Below are 22,459 nucleotides of genomic sequence, written 5' to 3'. Positions count from 1 at the left end.
CCTGCGTTGCAATCACCGGCGCAAGAAGCGGCATGACCGCGAAAGCGCCCTGCTCGTAGAAGTGCCCCAGCGCATGGTCGGACTGTTCGCGTGGGGTGCCGGTCAGAGAGTCGACAAATTCGGCCTTGATCCCGAGCAGATCAAGCGCAGGCGTGTTGAGAATAAACTCGTGCGCCGAGCGGTGCCAGATGATGATCGGGCGCGTTGTGCTGACCGCATCAAGGTCTGGGCGGCGGATCAGGCCATGGAAATAGTGGTGGTAGCCCCAGGTCAGAAGGGGCGTTTCATTCTCGCCCATCGCTGCTTCGGCCTCGGTCAGTCGGGCAATGTAGTCCTCAGGCGTCAGGGCCGCCTTGGAGAAGCCTGTCGGCAGGTCCCAGTCCTCGATGGCGATGACTTCGGTGGTGATCGTCAGGGCACCAAGCACAGGATGCACGTGCTGGTCGATCAGGCCGGCGATGATGACCTTTTCGGCAAAACGGTCGTCGACGACAAAAGGCTGATCCCCGATCCGGGCTTCGATGTCTGCCCGACTTCCGGCAGCAAGCACGCGATCGCCAACGACCGCGACAGTGTCGATCCCGGGGTCATTGCCCTCCATCGTGATGACGCGGCGCGCCGTGTAGATGGTGACAGTCGGCAAGGCTTCTGCCTGCCGCCCGACATCCTGCAGGCTAAGACCTTCGGCAAGGACCGCTCCGCCAGACAGGGCGACGGCAGAGACACTGCCCAGAAGGCCGAGTGCCGTGCGACGGGTGAAATGATATGTGGTCATTCGGGTGCCTCCCTTGGAAATTCGTTCCAGCCGGCCTTTGCTTTGGCCTTTAAGGAATGCTGCTTCTTCTGGCATCACGGATAGAACATCCGCGCGACGAACATTGTCCCGATCGGGACAGTTTTGCTGAAGACATGTGCCATCGTCAATTTGATGACGACATGACCAAACTCGCAGAGGGCCCCAGGTGATCGATCGCACAGAAGCAGAGAGGTCCATACTCACAACTGGCTGGCTTGCCGACCAGCCGGAAGAGTTGCGGCGCACCGTTCTGAAGGTCGCGCGATTGGTCCATTTTCCGGCAGGCGAGTTCATCTTTCATGCCGGCGACGAGGAAGGTGGCATCTACGGCGTCGTCAGCGGCGGCGTGGGCATCCATCTGCCGACCGCGACCGGCGATGCGATCCTGGTGCAGATCGTACGCCGCGGGACCTGGTTCGGGTACGGGCCTATGGTACGGCCGCAAAAGCGCAGCCTATCCTTCTCGCTGGTCGAACCGACATTGCTGTTCCATCTGCCGCTCGCTTCGGCGAAAGAGATCATGCAACGGTCGCCCGCCCATCAGCGCGCGCTCCTCTCGATCAGCGAGTACGGGATGGACATCGCTCTCCGTGTTATCGAGACGCTGTTGATCCGCAACGTGGACCGGCGGATCGCGACGACGCTACTTCAGATCGCGGGACCCGGGCAGGACGGATTGCCGACCGAAACAGCCTCGGTAACTCAGGCGCAGTTGGGCGACATGGCCAATGCAGGCCGAAAAGTCGTCAATCGCGTGCTCAAACGGTTCGAGGCCAAAGCGTGGCTCGATGTATCTTATGGGCGGATCAAGATCCTCGACGCGGCGGCACTGGGTGCATTTGCGCGCACCGGGTGAGCGCGCCTTCTCCCGCGAGCATGTGCAGTAGCGTACCGTGTGTGATCAATTCACGGGTGTAGCAGGTCCGGCCGCTGTCCCGCTTTCCTTTGCTTGATGCTTCATCGAATTCTTGAACGGGCTGGTTTCCGTGCCCCATAGGCACCATTTGCCTCGGGTAAGCTGAACGTCCGCTTTGGGCCGAGTGTGTCAATGTGCATCGACCTGACGCAAGGGGCAAAAAGCGGCCTTTCGTCATTATGTATGCCATGCGATGACCATCGCATGGCAGGTAATCTCTATGAGGTGCCTCTGGATTTGTAGACGCTTTGCCCCCTAGCTTTGAGGCTAGGAGGCCGACATGGGGACGAGCAACTACAGCGACGAGTTCAAGCGGGATGCAGGGCAGCAGATCACGGTTCGGGTATACCCGGTTCGCGAGGTTGCCCGACGTTTGGGCGTTAGCTCGCACTCGCTTTATGATTGGATGAAGCATTTTGCTGAGTCTGCCCCCACAGCGTTTGATGTGGACCACGAGGCCGAGAACCGGCGGCTGAAGCGAGAACTAGCGCGGGTGACCGAGGCGCGCGACATCCTCAAAAAACAAAGTCGCGGCCTTTTTCCCGAAAGAGGGAAGTTGCGGGTTAACGCCACCGGTTCGAGAGAACCCGCCACGGATGACCTTCGGCTTCATTGAGGCGAAGAAAGCCATCTTTCCCATTCGCCTGATATGTCGCGCCCTTGAGGTCGGCCGGAGCGGCTTTTTCACCTGGCAGGAACGGCCTTCCGGGCGCCGCCAGCAGCAGAACATGGTCCATCTGGCCCATAAACCTCGCTCCCGGAGTAAGTCGACGGGACACCTTGTAGCAAACGTGACTTGGGATGCAGGTTGGATGCAGGATGAGCCGATTGAGGGGTCCTGAAACAGGTCGAAAACAGGTCTAAAGGGAGAACTTGACGTGAACAGATGCCCTGTACCTGCCCTCCGAAGGCAGAGGTCACAGGTTCGAATCCTGTCGGGTGCGCCAGTCAGACCGGTCACACCATGTCGCCGACATTCGTCGGCAGTCGGGCCGCGCCCCCGCTGGCGGGCAGAGTGGTGGCCCTTGATCGGCATGATGGCGGGCGGTGGCTCGGTCCGGCGGGACGTCCGCTCCCGCTGCCTACTCGCCGATCCTGCGGTAGGTGGTCACCATGTCGGGCATCCCGCGCATCGGCAGCGTGGTCGAGAATTCGGTCGGTCCGCAGCTGTAGCCCATCGCCATCGAACCGCCCCCCGGTGCGCCCGTATTCATAGTGCCGCTTTGCTCTGGCGTGGTGATGGTCACCTCTCCCTGCATGCCGCCGCCCGCGCCGATGCAGATGTTGAGCTGTCCTCCGGCCACCGACCAGGCGCCGCTTGCCGCGGCGACCGTGCCCTGGCCATCCATCTGCACGTCATCCTCGGCCTGGCTGATCCCGACATCGAACGCGCCAGTCGACAGCATCCCGTCGGCGCGGAATGTGATCTGGCGCGGTCCTCCGACCGACATTTCGGCGCGGATGCCTTGCGCGCGCATCCATTCCTCAGGGCCGCCGCCGGATAGCTCCCAGCTTCCGACAAGGCAGGCGTCGATCTCGTCCGACCCGAGGCAGGGCGTGCAGCCCCGCCGCCGCTCGGCCTGAAGCGATCCGGGCCCGTCCTCGACCGGCATCGCCACCAGCCGCCAGCTCGTGCGCAGTCCTTCACGCGTGTCGATCTCGGACGGAAGCGCCTCCCACTCTTCTGCTTCCTTCCAGCTCAGGCCCGGGGCAGGGGGGCGGGGCGTTGTGCCCCAGACCCCGCAGGCGAATTCGGCGCGGCCGAGGGTCAGGGTGAATGGGTCCATCGGCAGCTCGTGCAACCGCGTCGCGTCGACCGTCAAGACCTCGCCCTCCGGTGGGACCGACCCGAGCATTCCGCCTTGCGGGTGGCGGATGGTGCTGTCGGCATAGGCCCGGGCAAAATCGGCCCATTCCTCGGGCGACATCGCCTTGCGCATCGCGGTCTGCTGCGCCTCTATGCCTCCGGTCGGGGCCATCAGGTCCTGGAAGGGCATCAGTGCACTTCGGCCTCCACGGGTCTGCATAAGCCAGTAGAAGAATTGAACCGCCTCGTGCTCCATGTCGTTCAGGGCAGTGCGTGCGTCGACCGCCGCGTCGAAATCGATGCTGCGGTCGGTGTAGGCGGCACTTTCGGGAACGGCACTGGCGGCGAAGGCCTCGGCCGCCCCTTCGATCCACCAGGCACCGCCATCGTTGTAGCTTTGATACTTCGGCCCGCCGTACGTGGCACCCTGCACGCAATGGAAGATCTCATGCGCCACGGTCGTCGCCATCGAACCGTCGGTCGCGGCAGGCGCAAGCGCATAGATCGTCAGCAGGCATTCCGGTGTCGCCCCGGCGGGCAGGTCCCGGTCGCTCAGGGCAATGCCAAGGATGTTTCCGTCATCCGGGCCGGTCAGATCGGCGGTCTCGAAGACGTCATCCAGGATGAGAAGCGTGATGTTGTCGACCCGGAAGGCCCCCAGATCGGCAAAGGCGTCGGCGGCAAGTCGTGCCCCGCGCTCGACCTCGGCCACGATGTCCGGGGGAACGGCCCAGTCCGCCCCGGCGTCCATGACCGCGCGGACATGCCTGGTTCCCTCTGGCGTTGGCACCTCGAAGCGGAAGAGCTCAAGGCAGGCCAGCCCCTCGGCCGTCGGCGCATCGGGGAAGCTGGCAAGGTAGCCCTCGGTCATGCAGTCCAGGAACTGCGCCTCGGCCCGGTCCGTGCCGGTGAGGCAAACGATCCCCAGGAAAAAGGGCAGCAAAACATGCCTCATCGGCGCCCTCGCATCATGAAAATGTCCAGACACCGTCATGCCTTGCACGCGGTCTGTCAACTGCCCTTCAAAGCCGCGAAATCTGCGGAGGTTGCACTTGAATTCTTGCAAATGGTTCTCATTTGCATTCTACTGTCACCACCAACGGAGCCACGACATGCACCTGCCGCGCCGCGCGCTTCTTCTTTCCGCAGCTCTTTCGCTTCTGCCCATGACCGCCCTCGCTGAGGACCGGCTCAAGGTCGTCACCACCTTCACCGTCATCGCCGACATGGCCCGCAACGTGGCTGGCGAGGGGGTCGAAGTCGTCTCGGTGACGAAGCCCGGGGCCGAGATCCACGGTTACGAACCCACGCCCCAGGACATCGTTGCCGCATCGGACGCCGATCTCATCCTCTGGAACGGGATGAACTTGGAACTGTGGTTCGAACAGTTCCTCGCGAACCTCGGCGACGTGCCCTCGGCCACGCTGTCTGAAGGGGTGGAACCGATCGCGATCTCCTCGGGCAGCTATGAGGGCAAGCCCAACCCGCATGCCTGGATGGGCCTCGGCCCGGCGCTGATCTATGTCGACAACATCGCCAAGGCGTTGTCTTCGGTTGACCCCGACAATGCCGCCACCTATGCCGCGAATGCCGAGGCCTACAAGGCCCGCCTCTCCGCCGCCGTCGGCCCCCTGAAGGACCAGATCGCCGCCCTGCCGGAAGAGCGCCGCTGGCTGGTCAGCTGCGAAGGCGCCTTCAGCTATCTCGCCCGTGACCTTGGCCTGCAGGAGCTTTACCTCTGGCCGATCAACGCCGACAGCCAAGGCACGCCGCGCCAGGTGCAGGCGGTGATCGACGGCGTTCGCGCGAACAACATCCCGGCCGTCTTCTGTGAAAGCACCGTCTCCTCCGATCCGGCCGAACAGGTTTCCCGCGAAACCGGCGCCGCCTTCGGGGGCGTCCTCTACGTCGACAGCCTTTCCGAGGCTGACGGCCCGGTCCCGACCTATCTTGACCTTCTCCGGGTCACCACCGAAACCATTGCCAAGGGGCTTGCCCCGGCAAGTTGAGGGCATCATGCGCGACAGCACCGGCGAAGTCGGAACCGGCGGCGAGGGGATCCTCGCCGAAGGGGTGACCGTCACCTACCGCAACGGGCTGACCGCGCTGACCGACGCGAGCTTTGCGATCCCTAGGGGCACGATCACGGCCCTTGTGGGCGTGAACGGGGCGGGGAAGTCCACGCTGTTCAAGGCGATCATGGGCTTCCTGCCGCTTGCCCGCGGCAGGATCCGCCTGATGGGCCTGCCGGTGCGCGATGCGCTCCGGCAGAACCTTGTCGCTTACGTCCCTCAGGCCGAGGAGGTGGACTGGTCCTTTCCTGTCCTTGTCGAGGACGTGGTGATGATGGGCCGCTACGGCCATATGGGAATCCTCCGGCGGCCGTCGGCCACAGACCGGACGAAGGTCGATCAGGCGCTGGCACGGGTCGGCCTCTCGGACCTCCGCCTCCGCCAAATCGGCGAGCTTTCCGGTGGCCAGAAGAAGCGCGTCTTCCTCGCCCGGGCGCTGGCGCAGGAAAGCCGGGTGATCCTTCTGGACGAACCCTTCACCGGCGTCGACGTCACGACCGAGGAACAGATCATCGCCCTGCTCCGCGCGCTGCGCGACGAAGGGCATGTGATGCTGGTCTCGACCCACAACCTCGGCTCGGTCCCCGACTTCTGCGATAGGACGATCCTTGTGAAGGGCACGGTCCTCGCGCACGGGCCGACCGAGACGATCTTCACCCGCGACAACCTGGAACGCGCCTTTGGCGGCGTCCTGCGCCACTACACGCTGGGCGGCACCGACCTGCATGATGACGACGATGCCCGCGAGGTGTCGATCCTGACCGACGACGAACGTCCCTTCGTCCAGTACGGACGGAAGGGCGACAAGTGATGGCCCTCCTGAAGCCAACCCCGGCGCCGGCCCGGAAATCTTGGCCGGAAACTCCTGGGCTCCTCTCTGGGTGCAGGGCCAACCCAAGGGCAAAGCATGCTTGAACCTTTCGCCTATGCCTACATGACGAACGCGATCTGGGTCGCCGCGCTTGTCGGCGGGGTCTGCGGGTTCCTGTCGGCCTACCTGATGCTGAAGGGCTGGTCCCTGATCGGCGACGCGCTCTCGCATTCGGTCGTGCCGGGCGTGGCCGGGGCCTACATCCTTGGCCTTCCCTTCGCGCTGGGGGCTTTCCTTTCAGGCGGGCTGGCCGCGGCGGCGATGCTGTTCCTGACCAACCGCACGGGGCTGAAGACCGACACAGTGATCGGGCTGATCTTCACCTCCTTCTTCGGCCTTGGCCTTTTCCTGATCTCGATCTACCCGACCAGCGTCTCGATCCAGACCATCACGATGGGCAACATCCTGGCGATCTCGCCGGGGGACACGCTCCAGCTTCTTCTGATGGGAGGCATATCGGCGGTTGTCCTTCTCGTCCTCTGGAAGGACCTGATGGTCACCTTCTTTGACGAGGCGCATGCCCGCACCATCGGTCTCAGGCCGGACCTACTGAAGGCCGTGTTCTTCACCCTCCTTTCTGCCTCGACGGTGGCCGCGATGCAGACCGTGGGAGCGTTCCTGGTGGTCGCAATGGTGGTGACGCCGGGGGCCACGGCCTATCTTCTGACCGACCGTTTCCCGCGCCTTCTGTCCCTTTCTGCGGGGATCGGTGCGGTGACGGGCGGGTTAGGTGCCTACCTGTCCTACTTCCTTGACGGGGCCACGGGCGGCGTCATCGTCCTTCTGCAGGCGGCCCTCTTCGCGCTGGCCTTCATTTTCGCGCCGAAGCACGGGCTGCTCGCGGCCCGCGCCCGGGCAAGCGATGGGGGGCGGCCGGCATGATCGAGACGCTTCTCCAGCCGTTCCAATTCCCGTTCATGCAGAACGCCTTCCTGATTGCGCTGATCGTGGCGCCGCCTTGCGCGCTGCTGTCGTGCTTTCTGGTCCTGAAGGGCTGGGCGCTGATGGGCGATGCGGTCAGTCATGCGGTGCTTCCGGGCATCGTTCTGGCCTATATGGCGGGCCTGCCCCTTCTGCTCGGGGCCTTTGTCGCAGGCCTTGCTACCTCGCTTCTGACGGGCTGGATCGCCGACAACAGCCGCGTCAAGCGGGACACGGTCATGGGGGTGGTCTTTTCGGCGATGTTTGCCCTTGGAATCGTGCTGATTACGGCCTTCCCGACCGACCTGCACCTTGACCACATCCTCTTCGGCAACATGCTGGGCGTCGGGACGGCCGACCTTCTGACCGCCTTCGCCATCGCCGCACCGGTTACCCTCTTTCTCGTGCTCAAGTGGCGTGACCTCATGCTCCATGCCTTCGACCCGGCGCAGGCGCAGGTTTCGGGGCTGCGGACCGGGTTCCTGCACTACGGGCTTCTGGCGATCCTCTCCCTGACCATCGTCGCCACCCTTTCCTCGGTCGGGCTGATCCTGGCAATTGGCCTTCTGATCGCGCCGGGGGCCATTGCCTTTCTGGTCGCCCGCAGCTTCGGGGCGATGCTGGTCACCGCAACGCTGGTCTGCCTTGTCGCGATGGTCGGGGGCATCTGGGCGAGCTTCCACCTCGACAGCGCACCGGCACCGACGATCATCCTGATCCTGACCGCGATGTTCCTCCTGGCCTTCCTGCGCCGGAGCCTTGCCAGCCGGGCCAGTTGATCCCGGCTTTACGGACGCCGTCCAAGCCCTTACGCAAGGTGGACGCGTCCCGAACAGACCCCGGCCCCATGACCCAGACCGCACAGCCGACCGCCCGCCCGAATGCCGCGATCTGGTACGGGGCCGACGGCTATGACCCGCAGGGCAGGGGCATCAATGGCCGGCGCGTGGCAGGGGAAAGCTTCCTGCGCGGCTTCTTTCGCCACAGCGGTGTCAGTGAGTTCGTCAGCCTTGCCCACAGCAGCGCAGATCACGCCGACTTCGCCGCCCGCGCTGCCGCTGAAGGGGTGACCGCGCCCCTTCGTCCGGTCCCTCTGCACCAGCCGCAGCTGATCGCGCCGGTCGAGGTTCTCTACTATCCCGCGCCACTCAACCCTGCCGAATGCTGGCGCCGCGCCCCGCATGGGCCAGCGGCCTGGGCGCTCTGCGGGATCACCCATACAACCGCCACGCAACCGGTGATGAGCGCACTCTACGACCTGCGGTCCGCGCCGCAGATGCCCTGGGACGCCGTCATCTGCACGTCCGAAGCGGTGCAGGCCTCGCTCCGCCGGCTGATGGAACTGGCCGAGGCGCACCTAGCCGACCGCTTTCCCGGCGCGGTCCTGCCCGCCCGCCCGCTTCTGCCCGTCATCCCCCTCGGCATCCACACCGCCGATTTCCTGCCCGATCCTTCGGCGAGCAAGCCGCTCCGCGACCGGCTGGGCATCGCCCCCGGCGATATCCTCTCTGCCACCATCGCCCGGCTTGATCCGGACGAAAAGTTCGATCCCTTACCCCTCTTCCTCGCGATGGAGGCCGCAGCGCCCGACATTGCAGCAAGGGGCGGGCGCCAGCACCTCATCCTCTGCGGCCAGTTCCGCGCGCCGAGATGGGAAGCCACCTTCGCCGAGGCGGCAGCCCGCCTCATGCCCTCGGTCGGCTACCACCACCTGGACGGCGGCGACCCCGCACTCCGCAAGGCCACGCTCTCGGCCGCTGACATCTTCGTCTTTCCCATCGACAACGTGCAGGAAACCTTCGGCCTCGCCCCGGTCGAGGCGATGGCCGCAGGCTTACCCGTCATTGCTTCGGACTGGGACGGGCTGAAGGAAACCGTCTCGCCCGATGTCGGCATCCGCGTGCCGACCGAGATGCCGGGCAACGGGATCGCGACCTATCTTGCGCAGCGCTATCTCGGCGGCACCGACAGCTACCGGCAATATGTCGGCCAACTCGCCGCCATGACCCGGATCGACATTCCCGCCCTGACCCGCGCGCTGGTGACCCTTGGCACCGACCCCGACCTCCGCCGCCGAATGGGCAAGGCTGCGCAGGCCCGCGCCCGCACCCTCTACGACTGGGCCGCCGTCATCCCCCGGATGCAGGCACTCTGGGCCGAACAGGCCGCGATGCTCGCCCATGCCCGCAAGACGGGTGGCCGCGCGGTCCAGACGCGGAACCCGGCCCTCCTGCCGGTCGGTCCGGCCCCGGACCAGATGTTCCGCGCCTATCCCACCGCGCCCGCGCCCGACGTCCTTGCCCGCCGCCTTGCCGCCAAGGACACCGGCCCCCGGCCCGGCATTGCCGAGACCTTCGCGCTCCGCCGCTACGCCGACTCGCGCCGCCTCGTCGACGCGCCCGCGCAACTGGAACGGCTTCTCTCCGCCTATGCCGCTGCCGGACGCGCCGGCCAGACGATCCGCGAGGCGGCGGCAGCTTCGGGCCTTTCCCCTGACGCCACCGCCCGGGCCAGTCTCTGGCTGCTCAAATACGATTTCCTGCAGGAGGTGCCGCCATGACCCGTTCCGTCCTTGTCACCGGCGCCGGGGCCGGGATCGGCCGCGCCACCGCCCGCGCTTTCCTTGCCGACGGGTGGGAGGTCACGCTTCTTGGCCGCCGCGCCGGGCCCCTGGAGGAAACCGCCGCCGGCCACGCCGCCCGCATCCTCGTCTGCGATGTCGGCGATCCGGCCGGGGTCGAGGCCGCCTTCGCCACCCTGCCGCGCCTCGACGTCCTCTTCAACAACGCCGGCATCTCCGCCCCCGCGGCACCGATCGACGAAATCCCGGTCGACACCTGGCTTGACGTCAGCCGCACCAACATCACCGGCATGTTCCTCTGCGCCCGCGCCGCCTTCGGCCTGATGCGCCGCCAGTCACCAAAGGGCGGGCGCATCATCAACAACGGCTCGATCTCGGCCCATGCGCCACGGCCCGGCTCGACCCCCTATACCATGTCGAAACATGCCGTGACCGGGCTCACCCGCACGCTCGCCCTCGACGGGCGCGCCTTCGACATCGCCTGCGCGCAGATCGATATCGGCAACGCGTTGACCGACATGGCCGCCCGCTTCACCAAGGGCGTACCACAGGCCGACGGCAGCATCCGCGCCGAGCCGGTGATGGATGTCGACCACGTCGCGCGCTTGGTCCTGCACATGGCCAGCCTGCCACTGGAGGTGAATACCCCCTTCGTCACAATCATGGCCCGCGACATGCCCTTCCTCGGGCGCGGCTGACACTGCGGGTCGGGCTCAGCCCGTACTTGCCATGCCGAATATCTCCAGCATCAGTGCGATCTGGCGAAAGACCCTTGGATCGCTGATCGCATAGAAGATCGTCCTGCCTTCACGCCGGGTCGAGACAAGCCCCTCAAGCCGCAGCCGTGCCAGTTGCTGGCTGACAGCAGCCTGCCGCGCGCCAAGCAGATCTTCCAGTTCCGTGACCGAGCGTTCGCTGGTCGCAAGGTAGCAAAGGATCTTCAGCCGCCCCTCATGGCTCAGCACTTTCAGGAAATCCGAAGCCTCGACCGCGCGGGCCGCAAGAGGCTCGACATTCCCGGATTCCGGCATCCCGTTGGGCAGAGAGATCCCCGGCCCGGAGGTTAAAGGGGACATACTGGTACCTCACACCGAACTGCAGGTCAGTTCGTTAACACCTGATCAGTAGCGCGGCGAGGTAGCCCTTGTCGAGTCTGGCGTGGAAAGGCAGAGTCCCGCCGACTCCCGGGCCGCGCCAGGCATCCTTCGGCCCGGGGGCCCTTGTTTCGCTGGAAAGGACCAGACATGACGCGGCTGCCTGCCTTCACCGCCCCCGGACGATTCTGGCGCGGGAACCTGCACACACATTCCACCCGGTCGGACGGTGTGCTGTCCCCCGAAGAGGTCTGCCGCCGCTATCGGGCCGAAGGCTACGATTTCCTTGCCCTGACCGACCATTTCATCGGCAGCTACGGCTATCCGATCGTCGATACCGTGCCCTTCCGCACCAACAGTTTCACCACCATCCTCGGGGCCGAACTTCACTCCGGCGCGATGGCAAATGGTGAGCTCTGGCATATCCTCGCCGTGGGCCTTCCGCCTGATTTCGCACCGTCGGACAGCCCGGACTTTCATCCCAAGCCTGGGCAGGAAACGGCCGCCGAGATCGCAGCCCGCGCGGTTGCCGCCGGGGCCTTCGTCGCCATCGCTCATCCGCAGTGGTCGGGCCTGACCCTGGCCGATGCCCGGGGGATCACCGCCGCTCATGCGGTCGAGATCTACAATCACGGCTGCGCCACCGGCTGCGACCGCCCGGACGGCTTTGCCATCGCCGACCTCTTGCTGACCGAAGGCCGCAACCTGTCGCTCATCGCCACCGATGACGCACATTTCTACGAGCCCGACCATTTCGGCGGCTGGGTCATGGTAAAGGCCGAAGCGAACACGCCCGAGGCGCTGCTTGCGGCGCTGAAGGCCGGGGCCTTCTATTCCAGCCAGGGCCCTGAACTGCGCGATATCTATCTTGATGGGGACCACGTGGTGGTCGAAAGCTCTGCCGTCGTCTCCGCCGTGGCGATCGGCAAGGGCACCGGGGCCAAGGCCGTGCATGGCCACAGCATGACCCGCACGGAAGTTCCGCTCCAGCGCCTGAACGACAGCCCTTGGGTCCGCGTGGCCGTGATCGACGCCGCGGGCAAGCGGGCCTGGTCGAATCCGATCTGGCGCTAGGGCCGGGCGGAACCCATCGGGCGTTGGGGCATTTCATCGACCGCAACCGACGCCGGGTCAGCCACGCGAAAGGAGCCACGATTGTCCGAGCGCGCCATGATCACCGAGGTCGAGGACTACTTCACGCTCGGCTGCGGTCGCTGCGACCGTTTTGCGACCGCCGACTGCTCGAGCCGGCTCTGGCTTCCCGGCCTCCTGACCCTGCGCCGCATCCTTCTCGGCACCGGGCTGACCGAGACCGCCAAATGGGGACACCCGACCTACATCCATGCCGCCCGGAACATCGCCATCATCGGCGCCTTTCGCGGCGATTTCCGGCTGACTTTCTTCAACGCCAGACTGTTGAAAGATCCCGAAGGCGTGCTGGAAAAGCAGGGCCCGAACACCCGGTATCCCGATTGCCTCCGCTTCACCGACACTGCCGCCCCCGCGGCGCGTGAAAGCCTGATCCGGTCCTACCTGGCCGAAGCGATGGGCTACGCTCAGGCCGGAATCCTCCCGCCGAAAGAGGTCACCGAGCTTGACCTGCCCACCGAACTGGTCGAGGCGCTTGATGCCGACCCCGACCTTGCCGAGGCTTTCCACGCCCTAACCCCGGGCCGCCGGAAAAGCTGGGTGCTGCACCTGAACGACGCCAAGGGACAGTCAACAAGGCTCACCCGGATCGAGAGATCGCGCCCCCGGATCCTTGCAGGAAAGGGCGCAACCGAACGCTGACGTGTAGGTCGGGGTTCACCCCGACTCCTTTCTATCGCAGGTTAAGAAATCCCTAATGTCCACGCGCAAGTAACTGGTTTCATTATATAAAACGATTTTGACCACTGTGGTCACGCCGTGGTCAGACGGGGCGCGACAGGGGGGGAGGGGCGCGGACCCCCTCCGTCCGTCAGTTCCCGAGGATTCCCGGCAGCCGCAGCCCGTGCTCTTTCGCGCAGGCGATGGCCGTCTCATACCCCGCATCCGCGTGTCGCCAGACGCCCGAGGCCGGGTCGTTCCAGAGAACCCGCTCCAGCCGCTTCGCCGCCTCCGGCGTCCCGTCCGCAAGGATCACGACGCCGGCATGCTGGCTGAACCCCATCCCGACCCCGCCGCCGTGGTGGAGGCTCACCCAGGTCGCCCCCGAGGCGGTGTTGACAAGGGCGTTCAGCAACGGCCAGTCGCTGACCGCGTCCGACCCGTCCTTCATCGCCTCCGTCTCCCGGTTCGGGCTCGCCACCGACCCCGAATCCAGGTGATCCCGCCCGATCACGATCGGGGCCTTCAACTCGCCCGAAGCGACCATCTCGTTGAACATCAGCCCCGCCCGGTGCCGGTCTCCCAGCCCGATCCAGCAGATCCGCGCCGGCAGGCCCTGGAAAGCGATCCTTTCGCCCGCCATGTCGAGCCAGCGGTGAAGGTGGGCATTCTCCGGGAAGAGCTTCTTCATCGCAGCATCGGTCTTCCGGATATCCTCCGGGTCCCCCGAAAGGGCGCACCAGCGGAACGGACCGATCCCCTTGCAGAAGAGGGGGCGGATGTAGGCCGGCACGAAGCCCGGGAAGGCGAAGGCGTTCTCGAACCCCTCCTCCTTCGCCACCTGCCGGATGTTGTTGCCATAGTCGAGCGTCGGGACGCCCGCATTCCAGAACCCCACCATCGCCTCGACATGGGCGCGCATCGAATGTCGGGCGGCCGTCTCGACGCCCTTCGGGTCGCTCTCCTGCTTCGCCCGCCATTCTGCCACCGACCAGCCCGCCGGGCAGTAGCCGTGCAGGGGGTCATGGGCGCTGGTCTGGTCGGTCACGATGTCCGGGCGCACCCCGCCCGCTTTCATGCGGGCGAGAAGCTCGGGGAAGACCTCGGCGGCGTTGCCCAGAAGCCCGACCGACTTCGCCTCACCCTTCGCGGTCCAGTCGGCGATCAGCGCCAGAGCCTCGTCCAGGGTCTTCGCCTTCGCGTCGAGGTAGCGGGTGCGGATGCGGAAATCGATCCGGGTCTCGTCAACCTCGACCGCCAGACAGCATGCCCCGGCCATAACCGCGGCAAGGGGCTGCGCCCCGCCCATGCCGCCCAGACCCCCAGTCAGGATCCAGCGGCCCTTGAGGTTGCCGCCGTAATGCTGCCGCCCGGCCTCCGCGAAGGTCTCGTAGGTGCCTTGCACGATCCCTTGCGTGCCGATGTAGATCCAGGACCCCGCGGTCATCTGGCCGTACATCATCAGGCCCTTCTTATCGAGCTCATTGAAATGCGCCCAGGTCGCCCAGTGGGGGACAAGGTTGGAGTTGGCGATCAGCACCCTGGGCGCATCGGCATGGGTGCGGACGATGGCGACGGGCTTGCCCGACTGGACGACCAGCGTCTCGTCGGCCTCGAGGTCCTTGAGGGCGGCCACGATCCGGTCGAAGTCATCCCAGGTCCGCGCCGCCCGGCCGATGCCGCCGTAGACGACGAGCTCGTGCGGGTTCTCGGCCACGTCGGGGTGGAGGTTGTTCATCAGCATCCGCATCGCGGCCTCGCCGGCCCAGGTCTTGGCGGTCTTTTCCGGCCCGGTCGGCGGGTAGACGTCGCGGAGGTTGTGGCGGGGGTTCGTCATGGTCGGGCTCCGGTGCTGGTGGAGACCCCGGGGGCGCTTCGCCCCCCGGACCCCCAGAGGATGTTTTCAGACGAAGAATGAGGTGAGGTCGGGAGGGGGCACGCCGGTCGCTTTGGAAAGCGCGCCGTCAGCCACAAGGGCAGCGGCCTTTGCCAGATCGGGGGCGAGATAGCGGTCGTCTGCGAGGGCCGGAACTTCGGCCCGGAAGGCGGCGAGGGCGGCCTGCAGGGGGCCAGAGGTCCGAAGCGGCGCGCGGAATTCCACCCCCTGGGCGGCGCACATCGCCTCGACCCCGAGGATCACGTTCAGGTTCCTGACCATCCGCCCCAGCCGGCGCGCGCCGTGCGCGGCCATGCTGACATGGTCCTCCTGGTTGGCGCTCGTGGGGGTCGAGTCGATCACCGTCGGATGAGCCAGGTGCTTGTTCTCGCTCATCAGCGCGGCGGTCGTCACCTCGGCGATCATCAGGCCGGAGTTCAGCCCCGGCTTCGGGGTCAGGAAGGCAGGAAGATCGGAGGAAAGCGTGGGGTCGACCATCAGCGCGACCCGGCGCTGCGCGATGGCGCCGATCTCGGCCAGGGCCATCGCGATCATGTCGGCGGCAAAACCAACGGGTTCGGCGTGGAAGTTGCCGCCGCTGACGATCTGGCCGTCCGAAAGCACGAGCGGGTTGTCGGTGGCGGCATTCGCCTCGATCTCCAGCGTCCGGGCGGCCATGCGGAGGATGTCCATCGCCGCCCCCGTGACCTGCGGCTGGCAGCGGATGCAGTAGGGGTCCTGCACGCGGGTGTCGCCCTCGCGGTGGCTTTCGCGGATCTCCGAACCTGCAAGAAGGGCCCGCATCGTGGCCGCTGCGTCGATCTGGCCGGGTTGGCCGCGGAGCGCGTGGATTTCCGGCTCCAGGGGCGCGGTCGAGCCCATGATGGCATCGGTCGAGAGGGCCGAGATCACCAGCGCCTCCCCGGCCGCGCGCCAGCCGTGAAAGAGGCCGGCTAGGGCATAGGCGGTCGAGAACTGGGTGCCGTTGATCAGGGCAAGGCCTTCCTTGGCGCCGAGAGAGATCGGGGAAAGCCCTTTCCGAGCAAGGGCTTCGGCCCCCGGCTTCACCTGACCGTCCACCATCGCCTCGCCATGCCCGATCATCACGGCGGTCATGTGGGCAAGGGGGGCGAGGTCTCCGCTGGCGCCGACCGAGCCTTGATCCGGGATTACCGGGGTCACATCGGCGGCGAGCATCCCCTCGATCAGCGCGACAACCTCGGGCCGGACACCCGAGGCGCCACGGCCGAGCGAGAGCAGCTTCAGCACCATCATCAGCCTTGCGACATCGCGGGGCATCGGGTCACCGACCCCGCATGAATGGCTGAGGATCAGGTTTTCCTGAAGCTTTGCAGTGTCCTGCGGGGCGATCTTCACGCTGGCGAGCTTGCCGAAGCCGGTGTTCACCCCATAGACCGCAGTGGTTCCGCCGGTAGCCGTGGCGATGTGGCCGGCGGCGGCGGCGATGCCGGCCCGGGCGCTGTCGTCAAGGCGCGCCGCAAGGCCAAGGCGGAAGATACGCTCCAGCTGGGCCAGGGTGACCTGCCCGGGGATCAGGATTTCAGTCGTCAAGCCGGCCTCCGAATATGCGGGCGTGAAGAGGGGTGGCCCCGATCCGGTAGCCAAGTTCCGCCGGATGGTCGGCGTTCCAGATGGCGAGATCGGCGCGAAGGCCGGGAGCGATACGGCCCCGGTCGGCAAGGCCAAGGGCCCGCGCGGCATGGGCCGTGGTGCCAAGAAGCGCCTCTTCGGGGGTCATCCGGAAAAGCGTGCAGGCCATGTTCATGGCGAGTGTCAGCGAGGCGAGCGGCGAGGAGCCGGGGTTGAGGTCGGTCGCGACGGCCATCGGCACGCGCGCATCCCTAAGGGCGGCGATCGGTGGGGCCTGCGTTTCGCGCAAGGTGTAGAAGGCCCCCGGCAGGATCACGGCGACCGTACCGGCAGCGGCCAGTGCCGCGATGCCCTCGGGCGAGAGATATTCGAGGTGGTCCACCGAAAGCGCCCCGTGCCGTGCGGCCATGATTGCGCCCTTCTGATCGCTAAGCTGTTCGGCATGGAGCTTTACCTGCAGGCCAAGCGCCTTCGCCTCGGCGAAGAGGGGGGCCAGATCGTCGGTCGAAAAGGCGATGGTCTCGCAGAAGGCATCGACCGCATCGACCAGCCCTACGGCATGCGCAGCACGGAGCGATGGGAGCGCGACTTCGGCGATGTAGCCCTTTGGATTGCCCTTGAATTCCGGCGGAATGGCATGGGCGGCAAGATGGGTGGTCCGGACCCCGACCTTGCGGTGCCGGGCGATGGCGCGCGCGACGCGGAGCATCTTCAGCTCGTCATCGATGGTCAGGCCATAGCCGGACTTGACCTCGATGGTCGTGGCACCCGAGGCGATCAGCTGATCCGCCCGGGGCAGGGCCGTAGCCAAGAGCTGTTCCTCGGTCGCCGCGCGGGTGGCGCTGACGGTCGACAGGATCCCGCCGCCGGCACGGGCGATTTCTTCGTAGCTTGCGCCCTTCAGCCGCAGTTCGAACTCGACCGCGCGGTGGCCGCCGTGGATTGTGTGGGTGTGGCAGTCGATGAGGCCGGGGGTGACAAGCCGCCCCTCGACGCTGTGACGGGGACGCGCGCGGTGTTCCTCCGGGATGTCGGCCATCGGTCCGGCCCAGGCAATCCGGTCCCCGGCAATCGCGACCGCCCCGTCAGGGATCAGGCCGTAACCGCCGGTCATGGTTGCAAGGGTGGCGTGGGTCAGGAGCATGCGCTTGCCTTATGCTTTGGCTTTTGGCTAATATGTCTAGACATAATTCAAGTCAAGTGAGTCGACATGATCCTGCACGCTGAAACCGCGCTTTTGCCCGAAGGCTGGGCGACCGATGTCAGTATCAGGATCGCCGAGGGGCGGATCGTCGAGGTCACCGCCAATGCGCCGCGGGAAGGGTTGGTGCTGGCCTGCCTGCTGCCTGCGCCGGTCAACCTCCATTCCCATACCTTCCAGCGCGCGATGGCCGGGATGACCGAGGGGCGGACCGCCGGGCAGGACAGTTTCTGGACCTGGCGCGCGCTGATGTACCGGTTCCTCGAGGCGCTTTCGCCCGAAGACGTCGGGGCGATCGCGGCGCAGGCGATGGTGGAGATGGCCGAGGCGGGGTTCGCGGCAGTGGCCGAGTTCCACTATCTGCACCATCCGGCGGGCGGGGGAACCTATGGCGACCCTGCCGAGATGTCGGCGCGCATCGTCGCGGCGGCGGAAGAGACGGGCCTTGGCCTGACGCATCTGCCGGTGATCTATGAACAGGGCGGGGTGGATGGCCGGGCGCTGGCCGGGGGGCAGTTGCGCTTTGGCTCGACGCCGGAGGTTTACCGGGCAGTGCTGGACGGGGCAGGGCGGTCGGTGGCGACGCTGCCGGATGGCATCCTGGGGGTGGCACCGCATTCGCTGCGGGCGGTCAGCCGGGCGACGCTGTCAGAGGTCGCGGAGATGCGGCCGGGTGCGCCGGTGCATATCCATATCGCCGAGCAGGTGGCCGAGGTGACCGAGGTTCTGGCCGCCTGGGGTGCCCGCCCGGTGGAATGGGCGGTGGCGAACCTGCCTCTCGACCCGCGCTGGTGCATGATCCACGCGACCCAGATGACCCCGGCGGAAACGCAGGCGCTGGCCCGGACCGGGGCGGTGGCCGGTCTTTGCCCGGTGACCGAGGCGAACCTTGGCGACGGGATCTTCGATGCCCCGGGCTGGCTGGGGGCGGGTGGCGCCTTCGGGGTGGGGACAGACAGCAACGTGCGGATTTCTCTGGCAGAAGAGCTGCGGCTTCTGGAGTATTCCCAGCGCCTTCACCTCAAGGCCCGGGCGGTGATGGCGACGGCCGACTGCTCCACTGGGCGGTGGCTCTGGGAGGGTGCCGCGCGGGGCGGGGCGCAGGCGGCGGGGCGCGCGTCAGGCGCGATCGCGGTGGGGAACTGGGCCGACCTTGTGGCCCCGGCCATGACGGATCTGCGGCTGGAGGGTCTCGTAGCGGACCAGATCCTCGATGCCTTTGTCTTCGCTGGGCGCGATGGTCTTGTGAGCGACCTCTGGTCCGCCGGGCGCCACATCGTGCGGGAGGGCCGCCACGTCGCGCATGACCGGATCGCAGCCCGCTTCAAGGCCACGCTCGCCAGCCTGCGGGGCACGCTGTGAGTGCGGGGTGGGAGACGATCCGCGCCGAGGTCCTGCGCCGGATCCGCGCCCGCGACTGGCCGCCCGGCGCGCTGATCCCGGGTGAGGAGGCGCTGGCGAGCGAGTTCCAGGTGGCCCGAGCCACCGTCAACCGGGCCCTGCGCGACCTGGCCGATGCTGGGGTGCTGGAGCGGAAGAAGCGCGCCGGAACGCGGGTTGCAGAGCTTCCGGTGCGGCGGGCGCGGCTGGAGGTGCCGGTGATCCGACTGGATGTGCTGGGGCGGGGCCTTGTCTACGACTTCAAGCTGCTGGCGGACCGGCTGGCCCCGGCCCCGGTGCCGGTGACCGCCCGGCTTGGTCTGCCGGAGGGGCAGGAGATGCGGTTCCTGGAGACGCTCCACCGTGCCGGGGGGCGGCCTTACGTCCACGAGACGCGCTGGCTGAACCCCGAGGTCTTGCCTGCGTCACCGCCGGACTTCGCCCTCGTCAGCGCGAACGAATGGCTGGTGACCCATGTGAGCCTCGTCTCCGGCGACATCGCCTTTACCGCTGAGCCGGCAGGCCAGCGCGAGGCCGAAGTCCTGGGGGTGCCCGCCGGCACGGCGCTGCTGGTCGCCGAGCGCACGACGCATGGCACGCGGGGGCCGGTCACGCTGGTCCGGCTTGCCCACGCACCGGGGCACCGGGTGACGATGACCTTCTAGGTCAGCCCCGCCGCCGCCGCCGCCCGCCGTCGCCGCCCGAGCCTTGGGTGTTGAAGCTGACATCCGGCAGGGTGACGATGCCGTTCAGGTTCGGGAACGGATCGACCGCATGCGGGATCGCGTTGGCGTTGACGAAATGCTCCTGGAACCGGGGTTCGATCGCGGTCTCGACCTTGTGGATCTGGTGCACCGTCGCCTCGATCTGGTCGCGCGCGGCCACGTTGCAAAGGGCGATCCGTGCGCCCGTCCCGGCGGCGTTCCCGGCGCTGACGACCTTGTCCAGCGGCACATCGGGGATCATGCCCAGCACCATCGCATGCTTGGGGCTGATATGGGCGCCGAAGGCCCCGGCAAGGGTCACCTTATCAACGGTGTCGACGCCCATCTCGTCCATCAGAAGCCGCGCACCGGCGTACAGCGCCGATTTCGCGAGCTGGATCGCCCGGATGTCGCCCTGCGTGACGCTGATCCGCGGCCCGCCCTCGGCGCTGCCGTCATGGACAAGGTAGGCGAAGGTCCGGCCCGTCGCCTCGCAGCGCGCGGTGCCGGTCTGCTCCGGCCCGCCGATCAGGCCGCCTGCGTCCAGAAGCCCCGCGAGGCGCATCTCGGCCACCGCCTCGATGATGCCCGATCCGCAGATGCCGGTTACCCCGGTCGCCGCCGTCGCTGCCGCAAACCCCGGATCGTCCGACCAGAGGTCAGACCCGATCACGCGGAAGCGCGGCTCCTTCGTCACGGGGTCGATCTCGATCCGCTCGATCGCCCCCGGCGCCGCGCGCTGACCGCTGGAAATCTGTGCGCCTTCGAAGGCCGGGCCGGTCGGGCTGGAACAGGCGAGCACGCGGGACTGGTTGCCCAGAAGGATCTCGGCATTGGTCCCGACGTCAACAATCAGCACCATTTCCTTGGATTTGTTCGGTTCTTCGGACAATGCCACGGCGGCCGCATCCGCCCCCACATGGCCCGCGATACAGGGCAGGACATAGACCCGGGCGCTGGCATTCAGCGCCGCAAGCTCCACCTCGCGCGCGTCGATCGACAGGCTGTTCGAGGTCGCGAGCGCAAAGGGGGCCTGGCCCAGTTCCACCGGGTCGATGCCAAGGAACAGGTGGTGCATGACCGGGTTGCAGACGATCACCATCTCATAGATCGACGATGGCTCCACCCCCGCCTCGCCTGCGATGGAAGTGGCAAGCGAATTGATCGCCTCGCGCACCGCGCGGGTCATCTCGACATCGCCGCCGGGGTTCATCATTGCGTAGGAGACGCGGCTCATCAGGTCTTCGCCGAAGCGGATCTGCGGGTTCATCAGGCCCGAGGACGCCAGCACCCGCCCGTCCGAAAGGTCGCAGAGATGCGCCGCGATTGTCGTAGACCCAAGGTCGACCGCCAGCCCGTAAAGCGGTCCTTCATGGAAGCCGGGGAAGATGTCCAGGACGCGGGTCACCGTATCATGGTTTCCCTTGTGAAGGACGACCGTCGCCTTCCAATCGCCCTTGCGCAGGACCGGCTGCAACCGGCGCAGGACGCCAAGGTCCGCCGTGATCGCCTCGACCTGCCATTGCGCGAAAAGGGCGCGGGCCAGACGCTCGAGGTCGCCCGTGGGTTCGTGCATGTCGGGCTCTTCGACCTCGACATAGACAGCGCGGGTCGCGGGGTCCATCTGCATGACCCGCTCGGTCGCGGACTTGCGGATGACCTGCTTGTGCACCTGGCTTTCGGGCGGCACGTCGATGACAACGTCGCCCATCACCTTCGCCTGACAGCCCAGGCGCCGCCCGTCGATCAGGCCCCGGATGCGCCTGTAGCGGTCCTCGACCGCGTTCCATTCGCTCAGCGCATCCTCGGCGACGGTGACACCGTGCTTCGGAAACTCGCCATAGCCGGGCGTGATCTGGCACTTGGAACAGATGCCCCGCCCGCCGCAGACGGAATCGAGGTCCACCCCCAGTTGCCGCGCGGCGGTCAGGACCGGCGTTCCCAAGGCAAAGCGCCCCCGCTTGCCCGAGGGGGTGAAGATCACGAGAGCGTCGTCGGTCATGGGAATTCCGGTCGGTCTGGGTCACGTCCCGCGGTTGTAAACCGCGCCAGACCAAGGGCAATGCCGGATTGCGGCAGGTGCCGCGCCTATTCCGGCATGCGCCGCTTGCGCGCCGGTGCGGGCTGGTCGATCAGTGTGATCTTCTGCCAGATCTTCCGCGACAGGGACGAGCCGAGCACCTCGATGTCATTGACCGCGCTTGCCACGCCTTCGTCGGGCACCGCCTGCGCGTAAAGGGCCGCCAGCTTGCCGGTGATCGCCAGCAGCTCGGAGCAGTAGTCGAGGTAGCGCGACATTTCGACTGCCGTCATGGTCCGCGCGGGCGAAGCTTCGGTCGGCTGGAAATCGGGCGACAAGGTCACCGGGTCCTTGGTCAGCTGGTGCATGTCGATGACATGGATGACCGACCGCAGCGCGTGGAGGCCTTTCGCAACCCGCTGACGCTTGACCCGCGCCTCCAGCCGTACCAGCGCGATCAGCCCGAGTACCGCCAGAAGCGCCGTATTGATGGCGGCCTCGACCCCCTCGACCGAGTCGAACGTTTCCCGCCCGACCTGATTGAGCGGGATGATCGAGCCGATCCACAGGAACACCGCCGCCCCCGCCAGCACCACCGCGCCGACCAGTAGCCGCAGGCCCCAGATCGGCGGTTCAAGGGTGGCGACCTCGCGGTCGACGGTGCGGGCCAGCGCCGTCACTTCCCGGGCGACTTCGGCAAGGCCGCGGTCGGGAAAGCGTTCCACGATCCGGCGTTCCAGCCGTTCGGTGGTGGTAAGGATCTTCTGCGGATCAAGGCTGCGAAACGGCATAGCCCTTGT

20 protein-coding genes are annotated in these 22,459 nt (G+C 66.7%); 12 read left to right on the top strand and 8 right to left on the bottom strand.

Annotated elements, in window-relative coordinates; genetic code table 11:
• Positions 1 to 775, bottom strand: a 775-nt coding sequence (locus tag AC2D9V_RS15590; protein WP_484715006.1) for an amidohydrolase family protein, incomplete at its 3' end; no start/stop codon positions are given.
• A gap of 187 nt (positions 776 to 962) precedes the next feature.
• Here AC2D9V_RS15590 and AC2D9V_RS15585 point away from each other — a divergent pair.
• Both AC2D9V_RS15585 and AC2D9V_RS15580 read left to right on the top strand, forming a co-directional pair.
• Positions 963 to 1,652, top strand: a complete 690-nt coding sequence (locus AC2D9V_RS15585) for a Crp/Fnr family transcriptional regulator (RefSeq protein WP_484715005.1) — start codon at positions 963 to 965, stop codon at positions 1,650 to 1,652.
• Positions 1,653 to 1,992: 340 nt separating this feature from the next.
• A complete protein-coding gene (locus tag AC2D9V_RS15580) occupies positions 1,993 to 2,328 on the top strand; it encodes a transposase (protein ID WP_484715004.1) in 336 nt (111 codons plus the stop codon).
• 466 nt (positions 2,329 to 2,794) lie between these two features.
• Here the strand turns inward: AC2D9V_RS15580 and AC2D9V_RS15575 are convergent, their stop codons facing one another.
• The gene (locus AC2D9V_RS15575) at positions 2,795 to 4,474 is read right to left on the bottom strand and encodes a hypothetical protein (RefSeq protein WP_484715003.1); all 1,680 of its coding nucleotides are present in this window, start codon (positions 4,472 to 4,474) and stop codon (positions 2,795 to 2,797) included.
• A 211-nt stretch (positions 4,475 to 4,685) separates the two neighbouring features.
• Here AC2D9V_RS15575 and AC2D9V_RS15570 point away from each other — a divergent pair, with 211 nt between their 5' ends.
• From AC2D9V_RS15570 to AC2D9V_RS15545, 6 genes are all read left to right on the top strand, one after another.
• A complete protein-coding gene (locus AC2D9V_RS15570) occupies positions 4,686 to 5,528 on the top strand; it encodes a metal ABC transporter substrate-binding protein (RefSeq protein WP_484715023.1) in 843 nt (280 codons plus the stop codon).
• Between the two features lie 7 nt (positions 5,529 to 5,535).
• A complete protein-coding gene (locus AC2D9V_RS15565; RefSeq protein WP_484715002.1) occupies positions 5,536 to 6,402 on the top strand; it encodes a manganese/iron ABC transporter ATP-binding protein in 867 nt (288 codons plus the stop codon).
• A gap of 96 nt (positions 6,403 to 6,498) precedes the next feature.
• Complete coding sequence (locus AC2D9V_RS15560; RefSeq protein ID WP_484715001.1) at positions 6,499 to 7,344, top strand: metal ABC transporter permease; 846 nt, start codon at positions 6,499 to 6,501, stop codon at positions 7,342 to 7,344.
• Positions 7,341 to 8,162 (top strand): metal ABC transporter permease, encoded by an 822-nt coding sequence (locus AC2D9V_RS15555; protein WP_484715000.1) that lies wholly within the window; start codon positions 7,341 to 7,343, stop codon positions 8,160 to 8,162. The genes AC2D9V_RS15560 and AC2D9V_RS15555 overlap by 4 nt, the downstream gene beginning before the upstream one ends.
• A gap of 68 nt (positions 8,163 to 8,230) precedes the next feature.
• Positions 8,231 to 9,943 (top strand): glycosyltransferase family 4 protein, encoded by a 1,713-nt coding sequence (locus AC2D9V_RS15550; RefSeq protein ID WP_484714999.1) that lies wholly within the window; start codon positions 8,231 to 8,233, stop codon positions 9,941 to 9,943.
• Positions 9,940 to 10,662 carry an SDR family oxidoreductase gene (locus AC2D9V_RS15545; protein ID WP_484714998.1) on the top strand — a complete coding sequence of 241 codons (723 nt, stop codon included), beginning with the start codon at positions 9,940 to 9,942 and terminating at the stop codon, positions 10,660 to 10,662. The genes AC2D9V_RS15550 and AC2D9V_RS15545 overlap by 4 nt, the downstream gene beginning before the upstream one ends.
• 15 nt (positions 10,663 to 10,677) lie before the next feature.
• On the opposite strand, the gene AC2D9V_RS15540 is transcribed toward AC2D9V_RS15545, so the two are convergent.
• The gene (locus AC2D9V_RS15540; protein ID WP_484714997.1) at positions 10,678 to 10,995 is read right to left on the bottom strand and encodes an ArsR/SmtB family transcription factor; all 318 of its coding nucleotides are present in this window, start codon (positions 10,993 to 10,995) and stop codon (positions 10,678 to 10,680) included.
• Positions 10,996 to 11,208: 213 nt separating this feature from the next.
• Between AC2D9V_RS15540 and AC2D9V_RS15535 the strand changes: the two genes are divergently transcribed.
• Positions 11,209 to 12,132, top strand: a complete 924-nt coding sequence (locus AC2D9V_RS15535) for a PHP domain-containing protein (protein ID WP_484714996.1) — start codon at positions 11,209 to 11,211, stop codon at positions 12,130 to 12,132.
• Positions 12,133 to 12,213: 81 nt separating this feature from the next.
• Positions 12,214 to 12,849: a YdeI/OmpD-associated family protein gene (locus tag AC2D9V_RS15530; protein WP_484714995.1), complete on the top strand. Its 636-nt coding sequence runs from the start codon at positions 12,214 to 12,216 to the stop codon at positions 12,847 to 12,849.
• A 169-nt stretch (positions 12,850 to 13,018) separates the two neighbouring features.
• Here the strand turns inward: AC2D9V_RS15530 and hutU are convergent, their stop codons facing one another.
• The 3 genes from hutU to hutI all read right to left on the bottom strand — a co-directional run bounded on the left by hutU (position 13,019) and on the right by hutI (position 17,498).
• The gene (hutU, locus tag AC2D9V_RS15525; RefSeq protein ID WP_484714994.1) at positions 13,019 to 14,704 is read right to left on the bottom strand and encodes a urocanate hydratase; all 1,686 of its coding nucleotides are present in this window, start codon (positions 14,702 to 14,704) and stop codon (positions 13,019 to 13,021) included.
• 66 nt (positions 14,705 to 14,770) lie between these two features.
• Complete coding sequence (gene hutH, locus AC2D9V_RS15520) at positions 14,771 to 16,315, bottom strand: histidine ammonia-lyase (protein ID WP_484714993.1); 1,545 nt, start codon at positions 16,313 to 16,315, stop codon at positions 14,771 to 14,773.
• Positions 16,305 to 17,498 carry an imidazolonepropionase gene (hutI, locus tag AC2D9V_RS15515; protein ID WP_484714992.1) on the bottom strand — a complete coding sequence of 398 codons (1,194 nt, stop codon included), beginning with the start codon at positions 17,496 to 17,498 and terminating at the stop codon, positions 16,305 to 16,307. The genes hutH and hutI overlap by 11 nt, the downstream gene beginning before the upstream one ends.
• A gap of 66 nt (positions 17,499 to 17,564) precedes the next feature.
• Here hutI and AC2D9V_RS15510 point away from each other — a divergent pair, with 66 nt between their 5' ends.
• The gene (locus tag AC2D9V_RS15510; protein WP_484714991.1) at positions 17,565 to 18,917 is read left to right on the top strand and encodes a formimidoylglutamate deiminase; all 1,353 of its coding nucleotides are present in this window, start codon (positions 17,565 to 17,567) and stop codon (positions 18,915 to 18,917) included.
• Positions 18,914 to 19,600 (top strand): GntR family transcriptional regulator, encoded by a 687-nt coding sequence (locus AC2D9V_RS15505; RefSeq protein WP_484714990.1) that lies wholly within the window; start codon positions 18,914 to 18,916, stop codon positions 19,598 to 19,600. The genes AC2D9V_RS15510 and AC2D9V_RS15505 overlap by 4 nt, the downstream gene beginning before the upstream one ends.
• Position 19,601: 1 nt before the next feature.
• Here the strand turns inward: AC2D9V_RS15505 and AC2D9V_RS15500 are convergent, their stop codons facing one another.
• Together AC2D9V_RS15500 and AC2D9V_RS15495 are read right to left on the bottom strand one after the other, a co-directional pair.
• Positions 19,602 to 21,641, bottom strand: coding sequence for an ASKHA domain-containing protein (locus AC2D9V_RS15500; protein WP_484714989.1), 2,040 nt, complete (start codon positions 21,639 to 21,641; stop codon positions 19,602 to 19,604).
• Positions 21,642 to 21,727: 86 nt separating this feature from the next.
• Positions 21,728 to 22,450 carry a hypothetical protein gene (locus AC2D9V_RS15495; RefSeq protein ID WP_484714988.1) on the bottom strand — a complete coding sequence of 241 codons (723 nt, stop codon included), beginning with the start codon at positions 22,448 to 22,450 and terminating at the stop codon, positions 21,728 to 21,730.
• Between the last annotated feature and the right edge of the window lie 9 nt (positions 22,451 to 22,459).

The organism is Tabrizicola sp. T46 (genome assembly GCF_057219895.1).
This window is presented reverse-complemented; position numbering and strand designations above follow the sequence as displayed.

Bases quoted from the DNA above. Each gene is read 5' to 3' on its own strand.
- AC2D9V_RS15495 (WP_484714988.1), bottom strand. From the start codon at position 22,450: ATGCCGTTTCGCAGCCTTGATCCGCAGAAGATCCTTACCACCACCGAA.
- AC2D9V_RS15555 (WP_484715000.1), top strand. From the start codon at position 7,341: ATGATCGAGACGCTTCTCCAGCCGTTCCAATTCCCGTTCATGCAGAAC.
- AC2D9V_RS15510 (WP_484714991.1), top strand. From the start codon at position 17,565: ATGATCCTGCACGCTGAAACCGCGCTTTTGCCCGAAGGCTGGGCGACC.
- AC2D9V_RS15500 (WP_484714989.1), bottom strand. From the start codon at position 21,641: ATGACCGACGACGCTCTCGTGATCTTCACCCCCTCGGGCAAGCGGGGG.
- AC2D9V_RS15570 (WP_484715023.1), top strand. From the start codon at position 4,686: ATGACCGCCCTCGCTGAGGACCGGCTCAAGGTCGTCACCACCTTCACC.
- AC2D9V_RS15545 (WP_484714998.1), top strand. From the start codon at position 9,940: ATGACCCGTTCCGTCCTTGTCACCGGCGCCGGGGCCGGGATCGGCCGC.
- AC2D9V_RS15550 (WP_484714999.1), top strand. From the start codon at position 8,231: ATGACCCAGACCGCACAGCCGACCGCCCGCCCGAATGCCGCGATCTGG.
- hutU (WP_484714994.1), bottom strand. From the start codon at position 14,704: ATGACGAACCCCCGCCACAACCTCCGCGACGTCTACCCGCCGACCGGG.
- AC2D9V_RS15540 (WP_484714997.1), bottom strand. From the start codon at position 10,995: ATGCCGGAATCCGGGAATGTCGAGCCTCTTGCGGCCCGCGCGGTCGAG.
- AC2D9V_RS15535 (WP_484714996.1), top strand. From the start codon at position 11,209: ATGACGCGGCTGCCTGCCTTCACCGCCCCCGGACGATTCTGGCGCGGG.
- AC2D9V_RS15580 (WP_484715004.1), top strand. From the start codon at position 1,993: ATGGGGACGAGCAACTACAGCGACGAGTTCAAGCGGGATGCAGGGCAG.
- AC2D9V_RS15575 (WP_484715003.1), bottom strand. From the start codon at position 4,474: ATGAGGCATGTTTTGCTGCCCTTTTTCCTGGGGATCGTTTGCCTCACC.
- AC2D9V_RS15560 (WP_484715001.1), top strand. From the start codon at position 6,499: ATGCTTGAACCTTTCGCCTATGCCTACATGACGAACGCGATCTGGGTC.
- hutI (WP_484714992.1), bottom strand. From the start codon at position 17,498: ATGCTCCTGACCCACGCCACCCTTGCAACCATGACCGGCGGTTACGGC.
- AC2D9V_RS15565 (WP_484715002.1), top strand. From the start codon at position 5,536: ATGCGCGACAGCACCGGCGAAGTCGGAACCGGCGGCGAGGGGATCCTC.